This window comes from Komagataeibacter sp. NFXK3, from assembly GCF_054182245.1.
This window is the reverse complement of record NZ_JAPIVJ010000026.1, coordinates 1-16,651: the sequence shown is the minus strand read 5'-3', so window position 1 is coordinate 16,651 and position 16,651 is coordinate 1. Positions and strand designations below refer to the sequence as shown.

Sequence of the window (16,651 nt, the reverse complement as noted above, 5' to 3'; positions counted from 1 at the left end):
GCGGCGAAGGTCAGCAGACAGGGCTCGGGTCATACGGGCCGGCCTCCATACCGGCACATAGTATGAATCAGATTTCGACCAGTATGGGAATCTTAAAATGAACCTATTAGATCAGATTATGCTCTAGCGCACCGGCCATGCCAATGAACCGAAATGGCGTCCGGTTACGGCATGGCGCTGGAATTCAGTCGATATCGGGCGGTCCCCGCAACGGCGGCAGAAGACGAATGGCATATACAGGTGGAGCGCGTGGCTGCTGCGGACGGCGTCGCATGGATATCCACGCCATGGCCACAAACGGCAGGAATGGGAGATCCCCATGAAGCATGACGGGGATATGCAGCAGCGGACACAACGGACACGAAGCATCGTGATGATGAGATGATGTGTGACAGGCCTGTGCATGATGCACATGCAGCATATGGGCCATGGCGACAGGCGTGGCAGGGCTGTCGGCGGTCCTACACGATCGTGCCTCGACCGGGGCAGCAATGTCTATCCCGGTTAGTCGCTGGATGGTGAGGCGAGGCGTCTCATCAGGCAGCGTCTGGCTCTGGATGAACAGCTGTCCAAGGAAGCCGAGGAAAACGATGGCGACAACAAGCCAGCGACCCATCCGGGGTCGTGCCGCAGGAGCGATGCCATCCGTCATAGGTGAGGGGCAGATTCCTCTTATTTCAACACGCTAACTGGAACAGCATCTGGGGCATTGATTGTCAACTGCATTCGCATCCGGAGACTGCGTATACCTGACATTACCGGACAGAAAAGCACAGCAGGTAATGGCCTGAGAACCCCGCAGTCGGCCTTGTCGTAATGAGATATTAGGAGGAACCATAAGGAACATCACTTCAAATTTCCACGCCAAAGAACGTCCCATAAGAAATCTTATGCCAACAAGTTGGATAGTTTTAACCTCATCTTGCTGTCGGTCACGTATCCTAGTAGACCAGATTCTTGTTATGATCCTACACTGTAAAAATATAAGGCGACATACATCAAATAAAAAATAGGTAAACGTCTTATATTGCGTGATGGGAACTGCGTAAATCAGAAACTCATAAAATAAATATTTCAAGTTAATTGCTTCAATTATACATCTCACCGAGAAATTCCCGCAGAGCCGGTTCAAAATTCTGATTTTCGTGCCCAGGCCTGGTAAGCTTAAGGAGCGCGAAGCGCTGTAGGACCGACAGATGTCCCCACTGTTCGGGCGTGGGTGCCCTCAACCCACTGGATTGCGCTTTCAGCGTGATCGCATCGGGCACGCCAACAGCCAGTTGCCAGACTTCCATCCGGGCCGGTGGAAGCAGTTTTGGCTCTTCTCCCGCCCGGGTCCTGATCAGGTGCAGGAGGAACGACCGGTATGCCGCCCGTTCCGGCGGCATGGTGGCGGGGCGGTCCACCAGTGCCTGCCTGTCGTGCTGCGTAAAACGGCTCCACTGGCGCAGGCTCAGTTTTACACCGCACAGATCCAGCTTCATGCGCACGATCATGGGAACGCAGCGTAATGACAGGGTAAAATCCATTTCGAAATTGAACAGCATGGTTTCCCTCCCCCGCACGGTTCACAGTGATCGCGCGCAGGCAGGGGCAGGATCGGCGGGCACGGGACCGATCCAGCGCATGAGCATCTGGTGTTCGGCATTGTCCACCCACCCCAGCGCCGTCATATCGCTTATGATCCAGTCAAGGTCGGACGGCAGCAGGCTGCCCCCGGCAAAGGTCACGCATTCGCGTGCGTCCCCACCGGGCAGGATGGCCTCCGTCGCCGCCAGCGGCAATGTCAGCCCGCCATCCGCAACGGGGGCCGCCAGTGCGCGTGCGATGTCCGCGCGGCGACCCGGCTGCTGGCAGAACGCAATCGCGTCCCGCAGGGCATGCGACATGCGGCGACCCGTCGCATCGCACGACAGGAGTTTCCCCGATGCGACAATGATCTTTTCAACATGGTCGGGCAGGACGGTGGCGGATCCGCCCACGCGAAAGGCAAGTCCGCGTTGTTCTGCCTCCGTGCCCCATGGCGGACCGACACAGCCGCCATCAATCGCGTTTTCCGCCAGCGCATGGATCATGTCGGTCGGGGGCATGACAGAGAGGTCGATTTCATCCTCCATGCTGACATCGATCATCTTCAGGAAACGCCGGAGGATGAGGAGATGGGTGGAATACATATGCACGACGGCGATACGCGGCTTTCTCCCGATGCTCATGGCCCACAGGTCAAACGCCTGCCGCCCCGGGGAGCCGGCATTCCATGTGCCTTCCACCGGGTTGGCGCCACGCAGCATGATCGTGTTGCCACTCCGACTGATCCGGCCTAGCGGGCGTAGCCCCGTGTCATGCCCGCGCCGCCCGAGCGCGGTCATCATGGCCAGCGGCGCGAAAATGACGGCCGCATCCAGCCGGTTCCATGCCAGACCATCGGCGATGTTGGCCCAGGATGGGGAGACGACGATCTCGGTTTCCAGTCCATGTCGGGCAAAAATGCCCTGGTGCCGCCCCATGATGACTGGTGCGCTGTCAGCCAGCTTCAGCACGCCGATCCGTAACGGTGTGTTCATGATGCCTCATCCTTTTTCTGCGATGCCAGATACTCCCCGGCGACGGCTGCGATGCGACGCGATGTCTGCATGGCCCGGCGCTGGAACCACCGATAGGCCTGCGCTTCGCTGGTTTTTTCATTTTTCATGAAACATCTCTTGGCCTGTTCGATAATCCTACGCTCGGCAAGCACACGCTGCGCTTCGGTCAGTTCATCGCGTGTGCGGCGAAAGCGGGCATACAGCGCGATGGCGGCACGCAGCAGCGGCTTTACATCACGGGGTAGTGCCTCAAGCACGTTGTAGGAACATATGCCCGTATCAAAGGCCGTTTCCATCAGTTCCACATCGTCCTCATCCACAAACAGGGCGACCGGTCGTTCCTGTGCCGAACAGGACAGGGCGCGAATACTGTCCAGCGCGTCACGGTCGGCCCTGTTCATGTCAACCAGCACGACATCGGGCCGACAGGCCCGCACGGCATCGACCAGCGCCGTGCCGGGGGGAACGGTCAGGACATCCAGCGACGCATCGGCGTGCAACGTCTCCGACAGGGCATGGCCCCTGCGGGGGTTTTCGTCCGCGACCAGCACCCTCAGGCGCGTGCCGGGCACCATGTCCTCACACATCAGTACACATCACGCAGATAGCGGCCTTCGCGTGTCAGGTTGCTTACGAATGCATCCGCATCGCCAGATGACAGGTCACCGTGACGGGCCACGATCCGGCGCAGTGCCGCATCGACATCCCGCGCCATGCGGGTCGCATCACCGCATACATAGATATAAGCTCCATCGCGCAGCCAGTCCCTCAATTCGCTGCCTGCGGCTTCCATCCGGTCCTGCACGTACACCCTCTCGGGCTGGTCACGTGAAAAGGCGGTATCAAGGCGCGTCAGCACCCCGTTTGACAGGTAGGCGTCCAGTTCATCATGATAGTAGAAGCCTTCCGCCGCGTGGCGTTCTCCGAAAAACAGCCAGTTCCGGCCCGAAGCCTGCCGTGCCGCGCGTTCCTGCAGGAACCCCCGGAATGGCGCAATGCCGGTACCGGGGCCGATCATGATCATGGCGGCGGCATCATCTGCCGGCAGCCGGAAATGCGTGGTGGGCTGGATGAAAACCGGCACGTCCGCCCCCGCTTCCAGCCCCGCCAGCCAGTTCGAGCATATGCCCGGCCATGGCGTAAGGCTGACCCCCATTGTCAATTCCACCACCCGCCCGGATGCCTGTGGCGAGGAGGCGATCGAGTAAAGCCGCGGCTGCATGCGCCGGAACAGGCTTGGTATGTCCTGCGCCGTGACCGACAGCACTGCATCGTTCAGCAGGTGGGGCAGGAAACCCGGCGCACAACCACCCAGTGCTTCCAGCATGGCCGGGTTGGGGCGGCTCAGGTCAAGGTGGCGCGTAAGGGCTTCGCGCAGCCCCACCGTTCCGCAGCCGCGCAGCACGACGGGCGTCTCTTCCGGCAGGCGCAGCGCGCGCAGGGCCGCCTGCACATGGACCGCCGGGTTGCTGGGCCATATGCCCAGCGCATCGCCGGGGAGCCAGTTCAGTTCCGTTCCACTCACATCCAGGCCGATGCGCCGCGTATCCCTGTCGCACCCTGCGGCGCACAGGCGCTCGTTGATGGACAGCCGGGCCATGACCGGGGCCTCCCGCGTGCCGGAAACCGGGGGCGATGGTGCTTCCACCGGCGCGGGCGGGGCAACCTGCCCACCGGTTGCGACCTGCGCAAGGGCCGTAAGCATGGTTGTCCGCCACGTCTCGACCGTATCCTCGAAATCCGGCTCGCAGTCCACGCGTTCCACGAATGGCGTTGCCCCCAGTTCCCGCAGGCGTCCGTCCAGCGCACGGCCGAAACCGCAGAAACTGGCATACGAGGAATCCCCCAGTGCCAGCACGGCAAATATCAGGCCGGGCATGGGGGCCTGGCGTTCACGCAGCATGTCCCAGAACGGAGCGGCGCAGTCTGGCGGGTCTCCGTCACCGAAGGTGGATACCACGAACAGCGCCGGCCCTGCGGCGGTGATGTTTACATCAAATGCATCAAGGCATTTTCCTTCCGCCGCGTGGCCGGCTTCGCGCAGCCAGCCAACGATCGTGGCTGCCAGTCCTTCCGCCCGCCCGGTCTGGGATGCCCACCATACGCTGATACCCGGCGTGGCGGCCGCAGGCGCCGGCATGGTCCCGCCGCCTTCACCCGGCTGCATGCGGCTGTACAAGCCTGCAAAAATACCGCTGATACGGGCGCGCGCCTGTGCCGGCAGAGGTGCCGATGCGGGCAGCACGGGTACCTCGCCCACGCCCGGCGGGGCCATTTCCAGCCCGTCAAGGAACCCGGACAGCCATGCCCGTCCCTCCTCGGGCAGGGTTGCGGCAACGGACTGGTCCGGTCGCTCCAGACCGAGATGGCTGGTAAGGGCGCGCAGCATCATGGCGGCCTCTCCTTTCCTGACTGGTTCCACATCATCGGCGGCCGGGCGTGCGGCCTGTTCCACCCGTTCCAGCGCCACCGCGCAGAGTTTGAAGCCGGGTTGCAGCGAAATCGGGTCAACTGCGTCCGGTGTGAGGGAATTGACCGTCAGATCCGGCCCGAAACGGTCATTCCAGTGGAACGGGGCAAAGCAGGTGCCGGGCCGTACCCGCGCGGAGATCTGGACCGGCAGGACGATCCGCCCCCGGCGTGACGTGATTTTTACGCGATCATCCTTTAACAGCCCAAGCGCATGGGCATCGGGCGGGGCAATTTCCACAAAGGGGCCGGGATTCAGGCGGTTCAGGCTGTCCACGCGCCCGGTCTTGGTCAGCGTATGCCACTGGTGCTGCAGCCTGCCACTGTTCAGCACGAAGGGGAATTCCTCATCCGGCCATTCGTCGGGCCGCATCCATGGACGGGCAAAAAAGACCCCCTTCCCGTCTGGCGTGGCGAAGACGGGGCCGGTCCCGTCAGGAGACAGGTAACGGATCGGATGCCGGTCCTGCATGTCGCCTGCGGGCGCGGGCCACTGCACCGGTCCGTTGCGCAGCCGCGCGTGGCTGACGCCCGCGATGTCATAGCCGGTTTTGGGGTTGCTGAACCGGCTGGCCTCGGCAAACACTTCGGCGGCGGATGTGAAGGCGAAATCCTTCCCATACCCCATGGCGCGCGCCACGCGGGCGATGATGTCCCAATCGGGCAGCGCCTCGCCCGGCGGTGGGACCGCCTTGCGCGCAAGGGTCATGGTACGGTCGGAATTGACCTGCACGCCGTCCCCTTCGGCCCACAGGGCGGCGGGCAGCACGATATCGGCAAAGCGCGTCGTCTCGCTATCCGCGAACGCATCCTGCACGATCACGCATTCCGCGGCTACCAGCGCCCGGACCACATGGCGGCGATTGGCAACGGTGGCGACGGGGTTGGTGCAGATGACCCAGCATGCCCGGATGTCACCGCGTTCCATCGCCTCGAACATGGCAATCACGCCATTGCCCCCGGTGTCGCGCAGGGTGCCGGGGGGTAGCGCCCACTGTTCTTCGGTAAAGGCGCGGTCCGCCGCCACCAGTGCGCTGCGCTGCCCCGGCAGGCCCGGCCCCATATAGCCCATTTCACGCCCACCCATGGCGTTGGGCTGTCCGGTCAGTGAAAACGGCCCGCTGCCGGGGCGGCAGATGGCGCCGGTGGCAAGGTGGAGGTTGCACAGCGCGTTGGTGTTCCATGTCCCGGCAACGCTCTGGTTCAGGCCCATGGTCCACAGGCTCATCCACTCCCCGGCCTCCGCGATCCAGCGCGCGGCGGTCAGGATGTCCTCGACCGGCAGGCCGGTAATTTCGGCCACGGTCGGGGGGGCGTAGTCATCCAGAAAGGGTTCCATCGTCTCCCACCCTGTCGTGTTCCGGGCGATGAATTCCCTGTCGATCGCATCGTTCTGGACCAGAAGGTGCAGCAGGCCGTTGAGCAGCGCCAGATCCGTGCCGGGACGGATGGGTAGGTACAGGTCGGCCTTTTCCGCCGTGGCCGTCTGGCGTGGGTCAACCACGATCAGGCGCGCCCCTGCCCGCTTGCGGTCCATCAGCCGCAGGAATAGGATCGGGTGACAGTCGGCCATGTTGGCGCCAATGACGAAAAACAGGTCAGTGCAGTCGAAATCCTCATAACTGCCCGGCGGGGCGTCGGCGCCAAGCGACAGCTTGTAGCCGGTGCCTGCGGCGGCCATGCACAGGCGGGAATTGGATTCAATATGCTGGGTGCGGACAAACCCCTTGGCCAGCTTGTTGATCAGGTACTGTGCTTCCAGCGACATCTGCCCCGAAACGTAAAAGGCGATGGCGTCGGGTCCATGTTCATCAAGGATGGCGCGCAGACGTGCCGCCGTGGCGTCGATGGCCTGCTGCACGCCCGCAGGTGCGGCCTGTTCCCTGCGCCGGGGGCGGATGGCGGCATGGCGCAGGCGCTGGTCGGACAGGAGCGGCCGGTCGCACGAACTGCCCTTGGTACACAGGCGGCCGCCATTCGCGGGGTGCGCGCCATCGCCCCGCACTTTTGCAATACGGCCGTTCTCCACCTCCAGTATGACCCCACAGCCCACCCCGCAATAGGGGCAGACCGTGCGGATGTCCTCCCGCGCCATGGGATCAGGCCGGAATGGGTTCCGGCGTGGCTGTAGCCGTCCGGGCCCGGATCGCCACTTTCCCGTTTTCCACGCGGGCGTCCCATGTCCGCAGCCGGACGGCGGGATCCTCCAGGCACTGTCCATCTTCCAGACGGAAATGCTGTTTGTAGAGCGGGGAGGCCACCACCACCTGTCCCTTCAGGTCGCCCATGATGCCGCGCCCGATTACATTGGCGTTTGAAAACGGATCATGGTTGTCGATCGCATAGACCCGGGCGGGCACGCCCTGCGTTGCAGGTAGGTAGAACAGGGCAATCTGGCTTCCGTCATGCCAGGCTACGACACCTGATTTTGCCACCAGGTCATCAAGTCCGCACAGTTCGGTCCAGTCATGCGGGCCGGCTGATGCTACGGTTTCGGGCAGGTTTTCGGCCGGACGGACCTGATCGCGCTCGGGAATGGTGCGGATGTTCGGGTCGGGGCGGCTGTCATTGACGAAGGTGCGGAACCGCTTGAGTTTTTCACGGTCCGTCAGCGCGTCGCGCCACTCGCAGTGATAGTGGTCCACCACCATCTGCATCTGCCGTTCCAGTTCCGCGCAGATGCCAAGGCTGTCGTTGATGATGACATCCTTGAGGTAATCCAGCCCGCCTTCAAGATTTTCACGCCAGACCGAGGTACGCTGCAGCTTGTCCGCTGTCCGGATATAGAACATCAGGAAACGGTCGATGTATTTCACCAGCGTCTGTGCATCGAGATCAGTCGCGAACAGTTCCGCATGGCGCGGGCGCATGCCGCCATTGCCGCAAACGTAAAGATTCCACCCATTCTCGGTTGCGATCACCCCCACATCCTTGCTCTGTGCCTCGGCACATTCGCGGGTGCAGCCGGACACGGCGAATTTGAGCTTGTGCGGCGAACGCAGGCCCTTGTAACGGTTTTCCAGATCCAGCGCCTTGCCCACACTGTCCTGCACGCCATAGCGGCACCATGTGCTGCCAACACAGGACTTTACGGTCCGGGTGGACTTGCCATAGGCCTGCCCGGTCTCGAAGCCTGCTTCCAGCAGTTCAGCCCAGATATCGGGCAACTGGTCCAGTTGCGCACCGAACAGATCGATACGCTGGCCGCCAGTGATCTTGGTATAGAGACCGTATTTCTTTGCTACCTGGCCCAGGACAATCAGCTTGTCCGGTGTGATCTCACCGCCCGCAATGCGGGGTACGACCGAATAGGTGCCGTTTTTCTGCATGTTGGCCATGAACGTGTCGTTCGTGTCCTGCAGCGGAATATAGAGCGGGTCCGTAATCGGCTTGTTCCACGCCGATGCCAGGATGGAACCGACAGCGGGCTTGCAGATATCGCAGCCCAGGCCACCATTGCCGTATTGCGTCATCAGGTCTTCAAAAGTCTGGATTCCATGCACACGGACAAGCGAGTACAGTTCCTGCCGCGTGTAGGAGAAATGTTCGCACAGGCTGTGGTCCACCGCAATGCCGCGCGCTTCGAGTTCGGTCTCGAACACGTTCTTGAGCAGGCCCGAACACCCGCCGCAGCCGGTACTGGCCTTTGTGTACTGCTTCAGGGCGGCAATATCCGTACAGCCGCCTTCAATGGCGGTGCAGATCGCCCCTTTCGTCACGTTGTGGCACGAACAGATCATGGCCGTATCGGGCAGCGCGTCAGCGCCCAGCAGGTCCGCTCCCTCCCCACGCGGCAGGATCAGGGCCGCGGGGTCCGCCGGGGGTTTGATGGCGTTCTGTACATATTGCACGATCGTGTCGTAATAGGCGTTATCCCCCACCAGCACGGCCCCGATCACACGACTGCCATCATCCGAGAGCACAAGGCGGCGGTAGGATCCGTCCACTTCCCCGATGAAACGGTAGCTCCGACTACCCGGTGTCGCGCCATGCGCATCGCCAATCGAGCCGACATCCACACCCAGCAGCTTGAGCTTGGTGGACATGTCCGCACCGGTAAAGGCAGCTTCTTCTCCCGCCAGGGTGGATGCGAGCGTGCGCGCCATGGTGTAGCCCGGTGCCACCAGGCCAAAAACCTGCCCGTTCCAGCACGCGCATTCCCCGATTGCGTAGATTGCCGGGTCGGACGTACGGCATTGCCCGTCGATCACAACACCGCCGCGCGGACCGATGGCAAGCCCGCAGTCACGTGCCAGCTTATCCTGCGCGCGGATGCCTGCGGAAAAGACCACCAGATCGGTTTCAAGGAATGTACCATCGGCAAAGACAAGGCGGTGACGATGTGTCTCGCCCGCGGTGATCTGCTGCGTGGCATGGGATGTAAGCACTTCGATCCCCAGTGCCTCGATCCGCTGCTTCAGGGCCTGACCACCATCATCATCAAGCTGCACGGGCATGAGGCGCGGCGCGAATTCCACAACGGCCGTGGACAGGCCCAGCCCCGACAGCGCATTGGCTGCCTCCAGCCCCAGCAGGCCGCCGCCAATGACCACGCCGTGCGATGCGCCCTCTGCTGCAGCCCGGATCATGTCAAGGTCATCCAGCGTGCGATAGACCAGCCCCGCTGTGCCTGTATTGCCCGGAACCGGCGGCACGAACGGCGTGGAACCAGTGGCAAGGATCAACGTGTCGTAAGGTAGCGGGCCTTCGGCGCTTTCCACCATCCGGGCCGCGCGGTCGATGCGGGTCACCCTGACGCCACGGTGCAGGGTCAGGCCGTGGTGGGTATGGAAATCATCCACATGCAGGCGCAGCGCCAGCGCGTCGCGTCCGCTCATATATTCGGTCAGGTGCACACGGTCATAGGCATCGTGAAGTTCGTCACCAAAAATGTGAATCGCGCAGTCCTCATGCAGACCATGCGCCACAAGTTGTTCGGCACAGTAATGGCCAACCATACCGTTGCCGATGATGACGATGTTTCGCGTTCCGGTCATGTTCGTTTCCCCTATCGTACAATCGGCTGTCAGAATTTGAATTCCATGGTCTGCATGTAGAATGCCCCGTCCTTCGCCCCCGCACGGTGCATCCCCTGCGATGCGACGAAGCCTGCGATATCGTGCGTCCATGTCCAGTGGGGCGCGAAATTCCACGCAAGCTGTGTCTGGGGCGTGGTGCCAATGAACCCGCCCAAAAGCCCGTTGCGCCAGCTATAGATCTTGCCGGTGCCATACACTGCATCCTGCGTGCTTTCGCGCCAGAAAACGGGAACATGCAGCTTGAGACGCAGGTTCGCCAGTGGCGCTGCCGTAATGACCGGCCCGATGCCGACGAGGTTCTGCGATGTCAGGGCCAGTGTCACGTCATTATAATACGGCAGCGGGAAATAGGGCGTAGCAAATGTGCCGACCGCGCCATCCTGACTATGGTAGGACCCGCCTGAAAACAGGTCGCCCTGCAATGCGATGGACGGTTTTGCCTTCAGGCTTTTTGCCGTCCATCCCAATGTCCCGTTAACGGCATAGGCGCGCACTGCGCGTGTTGCGCCCCCGCTGGCGGGACGGAATTCGCCGCCCTGGAACACGCCCGTCAGGCTGATATCGAAGGGGCCGACATTCCCCCACATGCGTGCACCGATATTGTCGCGGCGGGTCGATCCGGCCTGCGTGCCCGTTGTGGTGGCCAGCGCCGCCGATGCACCGTTGAACAGGTAGCCAATGAAGAACACATCAGCAAAAACCTGGCTTTTCTGTCCCATGACCGAAAACTTCGGCAGTGCCGTGGACGTATAGATCCCATACATCCGGGCGTTGTAGTTCGTGCCGTCGGCAAAGACATTGCGCGGCAGCTTGTTGGTCTGCATGAAGTCAAACAGGTCCAGCCGGAAGGATTTCCACACCGCATAGCCACGGAATCCATCCCATGACTGCTGTGCGTTGGTCAGGTCGCGTGCGGACTGCATGGTGACAGGGGCATCGAGAAAGATCTGGCGACCGCCGATCACGCCCATCCGTGCGCCCAGCATCCTGCCTTTTACCTCCAGAATGCCCTGCTGGAGATCCAGCCGTTCGCGCTGCACCCCGGTCTGGTAGCCATAATAATTCGATCCCCCGGCGTCGCCCCACAGGAACTCGGCATAGGCGCGGACATGTTCACCCAGGTGCAGGTCGGCACCATACTGGCTGCGCAGTAGTACGCGGCTGGCGTTGGTCTTGCCCGCGGTTCCCATCTGCGGCTGGTTTTCAAAGGCGTAGCGTAGCCGTTCCTCCCCACTAATGGACAGCCAGATATCGCCCTTGTCCGTCAGGGGAATATATTTCAGGCGGTTGAACCAGTCGTTCCGGCGCTGTTCAGGTGGCGTATTGACAATGTCGCTCCAGTCCTCGGCCCAGCGCGCCTGTCCGAAACCACCAACGGTCCCGAAACCGGCCGCGGCCCCTTTTCCGGCATTGAATGCCCCCCAGTCGGGGCTGTGTGGCAGTGTCACGTGGTGGATGGCCGCCTTCTCAGGTGGACGGGACGAGGTCGGGCGGATACCGGTTGCCGTGACACCCGCGGCGGGTGCCGTGTCGGCAAGGGCCGCATGGCCGGTACACAGGCTGGCAAGAACGGTGGTGAAGCCGACCGTAAGCGAAGCGGGCCGGAGCGCGTCGGAAATACAGGTCACGGGATACGTTCCTGATCTGATATTATGAAGAGGCGGTCGCATCGGCTTCAGCCGACATCCGGGGCCGTTCAGCCGCCCAGCGGCGACGGCACACGCCAACACAGGCAAACGCCACCAGCGTAACCGAGGCAAAGCCCAGGAAGCCGGGACCGTAGGACCCCGTAGCCTGTCGCGCGGCTCCGAGTGATGACGCCAGATAGAACCCGCCAACCCCGCCGCTCATGCCCACCAGCCCGGTCAGGATACCGACGCGGCTGGGGAAACGTGTGGGCACAAGCTGGAAGACCGCGCCATTGCCCAGACCCAGCACGAGCATGCCCAGGAAAAAAGCCGGGAAGGCCAGCCAGATCGTGGGCAGGCCGAACCCGATCACGGCAAAGATGGCGACAGCAAGCGCGAACAGGATGCTCAGGGCGCGTTCGCCGCCGATCCGGTCGGCCATGGCGCCCCCCAGAGGACGCACGAAGGACCCGACAAACACGACCAGCGCCGTACAGCTTCCGGCAATGGCAGGCGGCAGGCCGTACTGGTCGTTGAAATAGATGGTCAGGAACGAGGCAAGCCCCACAAAACCGCCGAATGTCACGCCATAAAAGAACATCAGCAGCCAGCAGTCGCCGCTGCGCAGGACGGGCAGCCACGTCAGCAGACCGCCACTGGAGCGACGCTGCGGCGGTTCACTGGCCAGAAATATAAAGGCGACCAGCACGGCGGTCAGTGGCAGCGTTGCCAGCCCCAGCACATTGACCCAGCCATAAAGCACGGCCAGGCCAGGTGCAAACAGCGAGGCAAGCGCCGTGCCGGAATTGCCGGCCCCGGCAATTCCCAGCGCCGTGCCCTGATATTGTGGCGGATACCATGCGGAGGCCAGCGGCAGCGCAATCGCGAACGACGCCCCGGCGACGCCCAGCACAAGTGCAACCCCGAACAGTGCGCCATAGCTGTGTGGCGCGATCAGCCATGTCAGGAACAGCCCGGCGATGACAAGAATCTGGGCGCCAATCGCGACCCGTCGCGGCCCGAAATGATCGACCAGCGCGCCGGCGAGTACACGCAAAAGCGCACCTGCCAGAACCGGGGTCGCGACCAGCAGGCCCTTCTGACCGGCATTCAGATGCAGGTCGTGAGCAATCGAAATGCCCAGCGGGCCAAGCAGGACCCACACCATGAACGAGACATCGAAATACAGGAACGCCGCAAGAAGGGTACGCGGGTTTCCGGCTTTGAGGAATCCTGTGTCCACGTCATCGCATCCAGTCCCCATCCATCAGGTGTGACGGAGACGCCTTTATTCAGGCACGGAGACCATCGTTGGCCGTCCGGGTGTCGTCGTGATTGTTTGTGCCATTTCCACGTCGTTCACCGCCATTGATGAACGCGTCTTTCAGGAAACCTGTCTGGTATTTAATTGCACGCGGAACAATGCGATGTCAAAACATTTTTCTCGTGTTGTCATGGCAGAATCATATGAGCCAAAGCCGTCGTCCCAGAAAAGATACCTGCCAAACCGCGCAATTTCGAGACATTGCATAAAAGATCGTGGCAGGGGATCGCAATGACCGGCGAGACGGTTTTTGCGTAGATACCACTGGCACAATCGCCCGGTCGTTGGAGCGTGCATTCCGGGAGCGCTTCGCCACCGCGTAAGTGGCCGATCGGACACCCATGCCGCCGCCACCTTCAAGCAAGGCAACATATGGGCGCATGGTTGGACCGATCCCCGAAACCAAGAACGCCATGCACTTCCGCTGGCTTGGATTTACGTCCCAAGATCCGTTCCTGCACACCGTCGCGGTCCACGAATACTCCCGCTTGTGCCCACTGGCTGGCCGGTCATTTGAAATCACCCTGCTGCAAGGATTATGCGGACGGCATCAGGCCATCAACCTGTAAGCAGGCTTCATGCCGCTGAGTGGGAAACGGATGGAGCATGTTCCCGATACGCTGGGCACTGGAGCACCGCGTACGAGATTATGCAGATGTTTTCGGACCACCCAACAAAACGACCCATGCATAAAAGGTATGCGTGGCCATAAAGGTATAAAATATTGACATCTTTAAAGACATCCAGAAAGATATTCCTAAATATATATCTTTAAGAAAGATCGGAAAAAATGGCGTCACCTCTGGATGACAAGACCCGCAGCATCATCAAGGCCTGCGTGCCCGCGCTGGAAGCACATGGTCTGGCGATAACGACGGAAATGTATCGCCGCCTGCTGGCCAATCCAGATATTCGCGATCTGTTCAACATTTCGCACCAGAAGGACGGGGAACAGCCAAAGGCACTGGCGCTTGCAGTGCTGGCCTATGCCCGCAATATCGACAACCTTGGTGCCATGGCCGGTGCGGTCGAACGCATTGCGGAAAAGCATGTCGGGCTGAACATCCTGCCCGAGCACTATCCTTATGTTGCCGATGCCCTGCTGGGCGCCATCGCCCATGTTCTGGGGGATGCGGCAACCCCCGATATCATGGATGCGTGGGGCAAGGCCTACTGGTTCCTGGCTGAAATCCTGATCGGGCGGGAAGAACAGATTTACGTGGCCCATGCCGCGGCCCCCGGTGGCTGGGTTGGCTGGCGTCCCTTCCGTGTCAGCCGCCGCACGGTGGAAAGTGAGACCGTTACCTCCTTCGAACTGGCGCCCGTCGATGGCAAGCCCGTCATGCGCCATGTGCCGGGGCAGTATCTCAGCTTCCGCCTCGACGTGCCGGGATATGGCTCGGAACGGCGGAATTACAGCATTTCTTCCGCACCCGGTTCACAGTCCTACCGCATCAGCGTCCGTCGCATCGACAATGGCGTGGTATCCGACTGGCTGCATGACAGCGTGCAAGAGGGCACGGTGCTGCAGGTTTCCGCTCCGGCGGGTGATTTCACGCTGGGCAACCCGGCCCCCGCACCCATCGTATTCCTCAGCGCGGGTTCTGGCCTGACGCCATTCATTTCCATGCTGGGCGCGCTGGATGCGGCTGCGGCCACGGGCGTGCGTTACATCCACACCACCCGTACGCCCGCAACGGAAGCCTTTGGCCCCTATATCCGCGACCTTGCCGCAAAGGGCATGCTGCGCGCCGATCTGTTCTACAGCCGCGCTACACCGCAGGCAGCACAGGACGCCACAGGCGTCACCACTCACGCAGGCCGCATGACACCAGCATGGCTTACGCACGAAATCGACCGGTCCGCGAGCTATTATATCTGCGGTCCCGACAGCTTCATGCGTGATGCCATCGCCACGCTGAAGGCGGGTGGCGTGCCCGAAAGCCAGATCCGTTTCGAATTCTTCGGTTCCGCGGCGGATGCGGCCCTGGTCGGATAGGCATGGCGCACCCCATCCATGTCAGGCGGGTTTATGACCCGCCCGCACCCGATGATGGCAGCCGCGTGCTGGTGGACCGGCTGTGGCCCCGTGGGGTCAGCAAACAGCGCGCTGACCTGACGCTGTGGCTGAAAGATATCGCGCCCAGCACCGGACTGCGGCAATGGTTCGGGCATGACCCGGCCCGGTGGGACGGGTTTCAGGAACGCTACAGCGCGGAACTGCAGGCCAATCCCAATCCGGTGCAGCAGTTGCTGGACATGGCGCGCGCCGGTCCCATCACCCTGCTGTATGGCGCGCGTGACACGCAGCATAACGAGGCGGTTGTACTGGCCGCCTACCTTCATCGCCTGCTGGACCACGCGTGCTGAACGATACCGCCATTTCCTGTGTCAGCACGGCAGAAGGCATATCCCTTCGACCCGAATGGTCGCGGGTTGACGTGCTCCCCATTTTGTATCCACCCAAAATGAAGAGTTCCCGGTTTTCATGTCTCGAGGTTGATGAGAAGACAAGGGACGTTCGTGTGCAGGTCTTGCACTTAGGTGGTTCCTGACGCTCCGCATGAGGAAACGCGCGGCCTGTGCCACCTGATGAAGCGCAGAAAGGACGATCTCGTAGGCGTTTGATGTCCTGACGCGCTTTCCCAGGGCCTGGTCATACACGTAGCGCGGCGTGTGCTTCACAATGCCCAGGGCATACGCTCGGTTCAGGGCATTGATAACGGTTCGACGACAGGCCCCAGACTTCTCGGCCATCGCCTCATGGCTGGGAAACATGGCCCCATCGTCGCCCATGAATTCTGGCAAAACAGCCAGCGCATGAGCCTCGCCAAGCGTTAGCTTACCTTCCGAACGGAAACGCCGAAGCACGGCCTGAAACCGACGAATGATCTGCCATTTTGTCAGGGGGCGGGAAGTCTTGGAAGCGATGGTCATTGTCTATCCTCACTCGGACTGACCATTTTCTCTTGAGGGAACCACCCAGTTTGGGCTATCGTTCTCTCGGAAAGCTGGCCCGTCCACTTGTACTGGCGGGTCAAGCTGAAAGGTCGGAGTTCGCGCTCCGGCCTTTCGCCGTTTCTGGGGCCTACCTTTCGCCCTTTCCCGAAAAAAAGCAACCTTGCCGAACCTTCATTCGGGGATCGCTAAGGCTCAGCCTTGGCCGCTGGAAATTCGTGAGATTTCCGCGCTCCGCACGACAAACCAAAAGTTTGTATAAGTGCGCCCTTCTGGATTTGGCACCAAACCGGCGCACGGCAAACGAAAGTTTGTGTAAGTGCGCCCTTCCGAAAAAGGGATGATCGGATGAACAAACACCGCCTGATCGAATTCGATTCTGTCGAAGCCGCTCGTGAACCAGATATGCAAAGCGTGCTTTTGGAAATGGCGAAAGAAGATGGAAATGCCGCGGGCATAGAACACGCTCTGAACATCATCTCTGCGGCAAACCAGAAAAACAAATCTGCTCTTAAAAAGCTCTAGTGTCCTGATCGAGAAGTTTATATGATTATCCTGATGGCAGGGGTAATCGAATGGGACGTGTAGCGGTTGCGATTGAACTGACGGCATTGGAGCGTCAGGAACTGGAATCTCTGGCAAGGGCGC

Annotated in this window: 13 protein-coding genes; 3 read left to right on the top strand and 10 right to left on the bottom strand. The window is 61.3% G+C overall.

Features of this window, described 5'->3' with window-relative positions; all coding sequences use genetic code 11:
* Positions 1-184: 184 nt before the first annotated feature.
* The 8 genes from OQZ28_RS15990 to OQZ28_RS15955 form a co-directional block, all read right to left on the bottom strand.
* The gene (locus OQZ28_RS15990; RefSeq protein ID WP_010516903.1) at positions 185-652 is read right to left on the bottom strand and encodes a hypothetical protein; all 468 of its coding nucleotides are present in this window, start codon (positions 650-652) and stop codon (positions 185-187) included.
* Positions 653-1,088: 436 nt separating this feature from the next.
* Positions 1,089-1,547, bottom strand: coding sequence for a nitrate reductase associated protein (locus OQZ28_RS15985; protein ID WP_026019823.1), 459 nt, complete (start codon positions 1,545-1,547; stop codon positions 1,089-1,091).
* A 21-nt stretch (positions 1,548-1,568) separates the two neighbouring features.
* A complete protein-coding gene (locus OQZ28_RS15980) occupies positions 1,569-2,564 on the bottom strand; it encodes an ABC transporter substrate-binding protein (RefSeq protein ID WP_019092084.1) in 996 nt (331 codons plus the stop codon).
* On the bottom strand, positions 2,561-3,172 hold the full coding sequence (locus tag OQZ28_RS15975) for an ANTAR domain-containing response regulator (protein WP_010515344.1): 612 nt from the start codon (positions 3,170-3,172) through the stop codon (positions 2,561-2,563). Before OQZ28_RS15975 ends, OQZ28_RS15980 begins: the two co-directional genes overlap by 4 nt.
* Positions 3,172-7,149: a bifunctional nitrate reductase/sulfite reductase flavoprotein subunit alpha gene (locus OQZ28_RS15970; RefSeq protein ID WP_217420456.1), complete on the bottom strand. Its 3,978-nt coding sequence runs from the start codon at positions 7,147-7,149 to the stop codon at positions 3,172-3,174. Before OQZ28_RS15970 ends, OQZ28_RS15975 begins: the two co-directional genes overlap by 1 nt.
* A 4-nt stretch (positions 7,150-7,153) precedes the next feature.
* On the bottom strand, positions 7,154-10,051 hold the full coding sequence (nirB, locus tag OQZ28_RS15965) for a nitrite reductase large subunit NirB (RefSeq protein ID WP_053323960.1): 2,898 nt from the start codon (positions 10,049-10,051) through the stop codon (positions 7,154-7,156).
* A 29-nt stretch (positions 10,052-10,080) separates the two neighbouring features.
* Entirely contained in the window at positions 10,081-11,721 is a 1,641-nt protein-coding gene (locus OQZ28_RS15960) for an alginate export family protein (protein WP_159264406.1), read from the bottom strand.
* Positions 11,722-11,743: 22 nt separating this feature from the next.
* On the bottom strand, positions 11,744-12,964 hold the full coding sequence (locus OQZ28_RS15955; protein WP_053323963.1) for a nitrate/nitrite transporter: 1,221 nt from the start codon (positions 12,962-12,964) through the stop codon (positions 11,744-11,746).
* A 461-nt stretch (positions 12,965-13,425) separates the two neighbouring features.
* On the opposite strand from OQZ28_RS15955, the gene OQZ28_RS15950 reads away from it, so the two are divergent.
* The 3 genes from OQZ28_RS15950 to OQZ28_RS15940 all read left to right on the top strand — a co-directional run bounded on the left by OQZ28_RS15950 (position 13,426) and on the right by OQZ28_RS15940 (position 15,415).
* Positions 13,426-13,614, top strand: coding sequence for a hypothetical protein (locus OQZ28_RS15950; RefSeq protein WP_019092494.1), 189 nt, complete (start codon positions 13,426-13,428; stop codon positions 13,612-13,614).
* Between the two features lie 221 nt (positions 13,615-13,835).
* Complete coding sequence (gene hmpA / locus OQZ28_RS15945; protein WP_130732827.1) at positions 13,836-15,044, top strand: NO-inducible flavohemoprotein; 1,209 nt, start codon at positions 13,836-13,838, stop codon at positions 15,042-15,044.
* A 2-nt stretch (positions 15,045-15,046) separates the two neighbouring features.
* On the top strand, positions 15,047-15,415 hold the full coding sequence (locus OQZ28_RS15940) for a DUF488 domain-containing protein (protein ID WP_019092496.1): 369 nt from the start codon (positions 15,047-15,049) through the stop codon (positions 15,413-15,415).
* Between the two features lie 21 nt (positions 15,416-15,436).
* On the opposite strand, the gene OQZ28_RS15935 is transcribed toward OQZ28_RS15940, so the two are convergent.
* Together OQZ28_RS15935 and OQZ28_RS15930 are read right to left on the bottom strand one after the other, a co-directional pair.
* A complete protein-coding gene (locus OQZ28_RS15935) occupies positions 15,437-15,982 on the bottom strand; it encodes a helix-turn-helix domain-containing protein (RefSeq protein ID WP_019092497.1) in 546 nt (181 codons plus the stop codon).
* Between the two features lie 216 nt (positions 15,983-16,198).
* Positions 16,199-16,651 (bottom strand): hypothetical protein (locus tag OQZ28_RS15930; RefSeq protein WP_217420532.1); only part of this gene is annotated, 453 nt, incomplete at its 5' end.

Coding starts and splice junctions, on each gene's coding strand:
- OQZ28_RS15975 (WP_010515344.1), bottom strand. CDS start 3,172: ATGTGTGAGGACATGGTGCCCGGCACGCGCCTGAGGGTGCTGGTCGCG.
- OQZ28_RS15985 (WP_026019823.1), bottom strand. CDS start 1,547: ATGCTGTTCAATTTCGAAATGGATTTTACCCTGTCATTACGCTGCGTT.
- hmpA (WP_130732827.1), top strand. CDS start 13,836: ATGGCGTCACCTCTGGATGACAAGACCCGCAGCATCATCAAGGCCTGC.
- OQZ28_RS15935 (WP_019092497.1), bottom strand. CDS start 15,982: ATGACCATCGCTTCCAAGACTTCCCGCCCCCTGACAAAATGGCAGATC.
- OQZ28_RS15950 (WP_019092494.1), top strand. CDS start 13,426: ATGGTTGGACCGATCCCCGAAACCAAGAACGCCATGCACTTCCGCTGG.
- OQZ28_RS15940 (WP_019092496.1), top strand. CDS start 15,047: ATGGCGCACCCCATCCATGTCAGGCGGGTTTATGACCCGCCCGCACCC.
- nirB (WP_053323960.1), bottom strand. CDS start 10,051: ATGACCGGAACGCGAAACATCGTCATCATCGGCAACGGTATGGTTGGC.
- OQZ28_RS15980 (WP_019092084.1), bottom strand. CDS start 2,564: ATGAACACACCGTTACGGATCGGCGTGCTGAAGCTGGCTGACAGCGCA.
- OQZ28_RS15990 (WP_010516903.1), bottom strand. CDS start 652: ATGACGGATGGCATCGCTCCTGCGGCACGACCCCGGATGGGTCGCTGG.
- OQZ28_RS15970 (WP_217420456.1), bottom strand. CDS start 7,149: ATGGCGCGGGAGGACATCCGCACGGTCTGCCCCTATTGCGGGGTGGGC.